Source organism: Pseudoalteromonas sp. GB56, from assembly GCF_054923835.1.
In genome coordinates this window covers 1,781,078-1,787,500 of sequence record NZ_JBPCHK010000001.1, presented here as the reverse complement: position 1 = coordinate 1,787,500, position 6,423 = coordinate 1,781,078, and the positions used below count along the sequence as shown (strand labels likewise).

Annotated in this window: 4 protein-coding genes and 7 tRNA genes; 1 reads left to right on the top strand and 10 read right to left on the bottom strand. The window is 44.4% G+C overall.

What is annotated here, in order from left to right; all coding sequences use genetic code 11:
* The first annotated feature begins 537 nt into the window (after positions 1-537).
* Positions 538-1,950, top strand: a complete 1,413-nt coding sequence (locus ACH19P_RS08515) for an alanine/glycine:cation symporter family protein (RefSeq protein WP_462158163.1) — start codon at positions 538-540, stop codon at positions 1,948-1,950.
* 428 nt (positions 1,951-2,378) lie between these two features.
* Here ACH19P_RS08515 and ACH19P_RS08510 read toward each other — a convergent pair.
* From ACH19P_RS08510 to uvrY, 10 genes are all read right to left on the bottom strand, one after another.
* Positions 2,379-2,452: transfer RNA gene (locus tag ACH19P_RS08510), tRNA-Cys, on the bottom strand.
* A gap of 32 nt (positions 2,453-2,484) precedes the next feature.
* A tRNA-Gly gene (locus ACH19P_RS08505) sits at positions 2,485-2,560 on the bottom strand.
* Positions 2,561-2,610: 50 nt separating this feature from the next.
* Positions 2,611-2,697 (bottom strand) — tRNA-Leu (locus ACH19P_RS08500).
* Positions 2,698-2,737: 40 nt separating this feature from the next.
* Positions 2,738-2,813: transfer RNA gene (locus ACH19P_RS08495), tRNA-Gly, on the bottom strand.
* A gap of 25 nt (positions 2,814-2,838) precedes the next feature.
* Positions 2,839-2,925, bottom strand: a tRNA-Leu gene (locus tag ACH19P_RS08490).
* 36 nt (positions 2,926-2,961) lie between these two features.
* Positions 2,962-3,035, bottom strand: a tRNA-Cys gene (locus ACH19P_RS08485).
* 9 nt (positions 3,036-3,044) lie between these two features.
* Positions 3,045-3,120 (bottom strand) — tRNA-Gly (locus tag ACH19P_RS08480).
* Between the two features lie 158 nt (positions 3,121-3,278).
* On the bottom strand, positions 3,279-3,830 hold the full coding sequence (gene pgsA, locus ACH19P_RS08475; RefSeq protein WP_462158162.1) for a CDP-diacylglycerol--glycerol-3-phosphate 3-phosphatidyltransferase: 552 nt from the start codon (positions 3,828-3,830) through the stop codon (positions 3,279-3,281).
* A gap of 51 nt (positions 3,831-3,881) precedes the next feature.
* Complete coding sequence (gene uvrC / locus ACH19P_RS08470) at positions 3,882-5,702, bottom strand: excinuclease ABC subunit UvrC (RefSeq protein ID WP_462158161.1); 1,821 nt, start codon at positions 5,700-5,702, stop codon at positions 3,882-3,884.
* An 8-nt stretch (positions 5,703-5,710) separates the two neighbouring features.
* Positions 5,711-6,361 carry a UvrY/SirA/GacA family response regulator transcription factor gene (gene uvrY, locus ACH19P_RS08465; RefSeq protein ID WP_462158160.1) on the bottom strand — a complete coding sequence of 217 codons (651 nt, stop codon included), beginning with the start codon at positions 6,359-6,361 and terminating at the stop codon, positions 5,711-5,713.
* Between the last annotated feature and the right edge of the window lie 62 nt (positions 6,362-6,423).

Below are 6,423 nucleotides of genomic sequence, written 5' to 3'. Positions count from 1 at the left end.
TGCTGAAACAAGTAAACTTGTTTCCGTTGGTCACTCAGTTCAATTGAGACTCTAAATTTGTTTGCGTCATCTAGCGAACTAGAATCTGCTGTTAGAACTCAACCTGTACGAGTGCCCACACAGATGATTGCTTCATATTTTTAAAGAACGTTTCGAGACTCTTTCGCGTCTCGAGGGCTGTGCATTCTACTCAACCCTGATTTGTTGTCAACACTTAATTTTGAGAATCTTTAAAGTTTTTCAAAACCCAGTTTTACTTGACTCAACCTTCACTTCGTATCGCTTGTTTGTAAGCAGTCCGCCGTGTCGGTGGATGCGCATTATAGGGAGATTCGATTTCGACGCAACCCCTTTTTTAAAGAAAATTGAAATAAATTTAATTCGCCACCTTACCTACATATTACACACCACTTACCCACACAAAACTGTGGATAAGTTACCATTTAGCACCTAAATCCCCCCTTCTACTAAACGTTTGCTGGCGTATGTGCTAGATTGCCGCACAATTTTTATTACTCGTTCAAAGGGTGCATTATTATGACCGACATCGCTAACGCAATTAGCGGCCTCATTTGGGGGCATGTTCTCATCTATCTATTAATAGCTGCTGGTTTATTTTTTACCGTTCGCCTTGGCTTCATCCAATTTCGAGATTTTGGTTACTCTTTTAAGGTTATGTTCGCCAGCCGAGAAGGTGCCAACGGTGGCATTTCATCATTTCAGGCATTTTGTACTTCACTAGCTGCACGTGTCGGCACAGGGAATATGGCGGGCGTTGCCGTTGCACTCTATTTGGGTGGTCCAGGTGCTATCTTTTGGATGTGGTTAATTGCTCTTATTGGTATGGCAACAAGTTTTGCTGAAAGCACCCTCGCTCAAGCATATAAAGTAAAGGATGAAGAAGGTAACTTCCGCGGCGGCCCTGCTTATTATATGGAAAGAGGATTGGGCAAACGTTGGATGGGCGTACTATTCTCACTGTGTCTTATTCTTGCATTTGGCCTGGTGTTCAATGCAGTGCAAGCCAACTCAATTGCAGCCGCTTTTAACGTAGCGTTTGATATCCCACACTACGGTATCGGTATTGCCCTTGTTTTAGGTTCAGGCTTTATTATTTTTGGCGGATTAAAAACCATCGCTCGATTTGCTGAAGTTGTGGTGCCATTTATGGCCGTTGCCTATTTACTACTTGCACTCTATATATGTGCAATTAATGCAGAACACCTACCTAACGTATTTATGATGATCATTGAGCATGCGTTCGGAATCGAACAAGCCGGAGCAGGTGCTATAGGTTACGGTGTTATGCAGGCTATGATCCAAGGGATCAAACGCGGCTTGTTCTCAAACGAAGCGGGCATGGGTAGTGCGGCGAACGCTGCGGCAACAGCAACACCCAACCCACCTCACCCAGCCTCACAAGGTTATGTGCAAATGCTCGGAGTATTTATCGATACCATTGTTATTTGCTCAGCGACCGCGGCGTTAATTTTATTGTCGGGCCAACTTGAATCTGGTTCAGGTCTAACCGGAATCGCACTCACTCAAGAAGCTTTGGTAACTCACGTGGGTGAATGGGGCGCTATCTTTGTTGCCATTGCTATTTTCTTTTTTGCTTTCACGTCCATCGTAGCCAACTACTCTTATGCAGAAACCAACTTACTATTCCTAGAACATAACCACCAAAAAGGATTGCTCATCTTCCGCCTTCTAGTGTTGGCGATGGTAATGTTTGGTTCTTTAGGTGAGTTAAAGCTTGTATGGACTTTGGCAGATATTTCTATGGGGCTGATGGCGATTGTAAACGTTGTCGCACTATTTATGCTATCTGGCGTGGTTATTTGGTTGACCAAAGATTATCGACAGCAGCGCAAACAAGGCTTAGTGCCAACCTTCGATAAATCACAGCATCCAAAGTTAGCGAAAGAAGTAGACCCACAAGCGTGGTAATTCGTTAGCAAGACCCATCTAAAAGGAGCCTCTGGCTCCTTTTTTACTACCATTGATTTACGCTTCCATTTAATTTGGCTCTATTCCACACGCACAATAGCTGTCTGCCACTTATTTAAGCACGTAGAAAACATCGGCTCAAAATACTGCCGTTTAATACCAATGTGCTTAAATAGCCAATCATTCAAGCGTGCTAAATATCGTGTTCACGGCGTTAACTCTGATCGCATATTTAAGAGGATTGGTATCAGAAATATCCTGAGATTTGGTAAGTTTATTGAAGCCAGTCGTGGCAGATTGTTCAATGGTGAACAAAGTCCGAACGAAATGGAATCACATTGATAGTGATAATAGATAACGAGTATTCAATGAGTTTGGATTAATCAAAATAGTTTGTGGAAGTTGGATGTGTAGTATGACATTTGAAATGGAGGCGGAACCCGGAGTCGAACCGAGGTGGACGGATTTGCAATCCGCTGCATGGCCACTCTGCCATTCCGCCATCATTGTGATTTTAGCATGAAAGTAGGAAATTGGAGCGAGTAACGAGGTTCGAACTCGTGACCTCGACCTTGGCAAGGTCGCGCTCTACCAGCTGAGCTATACTCGCGTTCCAAATGAGGTTTGCCCTCATTATTCCTATAGACTTAAGCGCCAAAATGGTGCCCGGGGCCGGACTTGAACCGGCACGCTGTTACCAGCGAGGGATTTTAAATCCCTTGTGTCTACCAATTCCACCACCCGGGCGGATGGACGACTCAAGAGTCATACATGCTAAGCGAAGAATTGGAGCGAGTAACGAGGTTCGAACTCGTGACCTCGACCTTGGCAAGGTCGCGCTCTACCAGCTGAGCTATACTCGCAATTCCTAATCGACTATTTAGTCAATGGTGCCCGGGGCCGGACTTGAACCGGCACGCTGTTACCAGCGAGGGATTTTAAATCCCTTGTGTCTACCAATTCCACCACCCGGGCATCGGGTTGCTTTCGCATGTGGAAACGTTGAGAAAATGGAGGCGGAACCCGGAGTCGAACCGAGGTGGACGGATTTGCAATCCGCTGCATGGCCACTCTGCCATTCCGCCATCAAAGTTTGGAGCGAGTAACGAGGTTCGAACTCGTGACCTCGACCTTGGCAAGGTCGCGCTCTACCAGCTGAGCTATACTCGCACCTGACAAGAAACGATGCTTCTTGCTTTACTTTGATTGGGCTAGCGCCCTCTCAACACCGACGCATTCTACAGAGATTATTAAACGCGTCAACACAAAAAATATCAGTTTTGAATCGTTTGCTTATTTTTTATCTAAAACGGTGTGTAATTATACATTTAGTCGTTATTTGCTAACAAACTTTCCTTTGCAGCGAGCAAATATTGAACCATTGAGCCAAAGGTCAGAATGGTTGCAATATAGAGCAGTGCATAACTTAATGACACCATCCAAGGTTGGAATTGCCAGATTAATCCAATAATTGCCAGCATTTGTGCTGCAGTTTTGACTTTCCCTAATTGGGATACCGCAACATCATTGCGTTTACCCTGCTCTGCCATCCACTCTCTGAGTGCAGAAATGATCACTTCGCGAGCAATAATGATAACTGCAGGAACAGTCATCCACATAGATTGGTAATGACTAACAAGTAATACCAACGCGGCGCTGACCATTACTTTGTCCGCAACTGGATCTAGAAATGCGCCAAACGGCGTTGACTGATTTAAACGTCTAGCAAGATATCCATCGAGAATATCGGTAATAGACGCCAACCAAAACACAAAAGCCGCAGCAAAAAACGCCCACTGGTAAGGTAAATAAAAAATAATTAAAAATATTGGGATTAAGCACAACCTAAAGGTTGTTAACGTATTGGGGATGTTCCACATAACTACTAGGCGTTCTTAGCGTCTACTTTTTTTTAATATTCGCACGAAGGGCTATGCCTTGTCATGCAAATGGTTAAATATCTTTTCAGCCATAGCTTGGCTGATCCCTGGAGCTTGGCTCAATTGTTCTAAGGTTGCGTTTTTAACTCCCTGCATGCCTCCTAAATACTTTAATAGTGCTTGGCGGCGCTTTTGTCCTACACCGCTTATTTCTTCCAGCATAGATTGGTTACGCTGTTTTTGACGTTTGTTTCTGTGCCCAGCAATAGCAAATCTGTGTGATTCATCACGAATATGCTGAATTAAGTGCAAAGCAGGTGAATCACTACTTAGTGACACTGTTTTTCGACCTGCGTCTATCAATAAGGTTTCCAAACCTGGTTTGCGACTCGTGCCTTTGGCAACACCGACTAATAAAGGCTCCTTTGAAAACGGCCAAGCACTGAAAAATTCCACCGCTTGGTTCAGCTGACCTTTGCCGCCGTCAATAAATATGACATCAGGTATTTTGCTTTCATCAGTTAGCTTCCCGTAACGTTTTTTCAACGCAAAAGCCATTGCCGCATAGTCATCCCCTGGCGTAATACCCGTTACATTAAAGCGGCGATATTGTGATTTATTAGGACCTTGGCTGTCGAATACCACACATGAGGCGACAGTATTTTCGCCCATGGTGTGACTGATATCGAAGCATTCCATACGCGTAATGTCATCCAAATGCAGCGCTTCTTTGAGTAATGCATAACGTTTATTGATGGAATCTTGCGTACTGCGTTGCACCTCTAAACTGCTTTGCGCATTCTTATTTGCCAATTGTAGATATTGGGCGCGCTCGCCTCTTTGCACCAACGACAACTTAACAGTAGAAGACTTGAGTTCCGTCATCGCCGATGCCAACTCTTGTTGCTCAGCGATAGCAAAAGGTAGAATCAATTCTTTAGCAATGCGTCCTGTCGCACCTGGCGTACAATAGTACTGCGCAATAAAAGACGTAAGTACTTCGTCGTCAGACGAATCCTTAGGCACTTTAGGAAACAGCGTTTTACTGCCAAGTACTTTGTGGTCGCGAATCATCAAAATATGCACAGCAATTAAGCCATTATGGCTACAATAACCAATCGCATCCAACTCTGCGTGCTTACCAGATACAGATTGTTGCTCTTGCACCTTGCGAAGCAATTGGATTTGATCTCGATACTTAGCTGCTTTTTCGAATGCTAAGTCTTGACTGGCCTGTTCCATCTTGTTGACCAATTCAGTAATGACCTCTTGCGATTTGCCACCGAGAAACTTACGCACAAAGTTCACTTCTTGGTCATATTCTTCATCACTGACTTTACCAACACAAGGCGCGCTACAACGCTTGAGTTGATATTGCAAACATGGGCGACTGCGCGCTTTATAATAGCTATCTTCACATTGGCGCACAGGAAATAATTTTTGCATAAGGCGCAAGCTATCAGATACAGCGCTGCTGCTGGGGAATGGGCCAAAGTATTCGCCCTTTATTTTGCGGGCACCGCGATGAAACGCCAGTCTTGGGTGCTGGTGTTTGGTCAACAAGATATAAGGGTACGATTTGTCATCCCGCAACAAGATGTTGTAACGGGGCTGATACTTTTTAATCAGATTGTTTTCAAGCAGTAAGGCTTCTGTTTCTGTGTTCGTCAGGGTCACTTCAATATTGTAAATATTGCGCACTAGAACCTGAGTCTTGGCATCAAGACCTGTTTTACGAAAGTAACTTGAAAGACGCTTTTTGAGGTTTTTAGCTTTGCCGACGTAAATCACCTGCTCTTCAGAGTCGAGCATACGATAAACGCCAGGTTCTTCAGAGACCGTTTTTAAAAACTGATCAGCGGCAAAGGACATAGAAGTTATTAGTGGTCGCTATCGATATCTATCATTTTATGGCGAATCGCCAAATGTGTCAGCTCAACGTCACCGTTTACAGCCAGTTTTTCAAAGATACGATAGCGATAACTGTTCACTGTTTTTGAACTCAAATTCAATCGTTCTGCAATGCTTTGCGCCTTGTCACCTTTGGTGATCATAAGCATGATTTGCAGTTCGCGATCTGACAGCGTTTGGAACGGGTTTTCATCAGTACGGCCACTAAACTGTGCCAACGCAATTTGTTGGGCAATCTCAGGAGCGATATAACGTTGCCCCGAGTTTACTGCACGAATAGCGTTTACCACTTCCTCAGGTCCAGCACCTTTGGTGAGATAACCATGCGCACCAATTTGCATCACCTTACTAGGGAAAGGATCTTCACAATGCACCGTAAGTACGATCACCTTTACATCGGGACAGTAGCGACAGATTTTCTTGGTGGCTTCTAAACCACCAATACCCGGCATGTTCATATCCATAAGAACGATGTCTGGTTGATTTTGACGGCAAAACTGAACCGCTTCTTCACCTGTTTTTGCTTCACCAATGACTTTGAAACCACGCACATCATCGAGAATGCGTTTGATTCCAGTGCGAACCAATTCATGGTCGTCTACAAGCAATACATTAATCAACAGGATAACCCTCTCTAACTGTGCGCCAGTGACTCCTTATACTGCGCGCACACCTGTGAATA

Coding starts and splice junctions, on each gene's coding strand:
- uvrC (WP_462158161.1), bottom strand. CDS start 5,702: ATGTCCTTTGCCGCTGATCAGTTTTTAAAAACGGTCTCTGAAGAACCT.
- ACH19P_RS08515 (WP_462158163.1), top strand. CDS start 538: ATGACCGACATCGCTAACGCAATTAGCGGCCTCATTTGGGGGCATGTT.
- pgsA (WP_462158162.1), bottom strand. CDS start 3,830: ATGTGGAACATCCCCAATACGTTAACAACCTTTAGGTTGTGCTTAATC.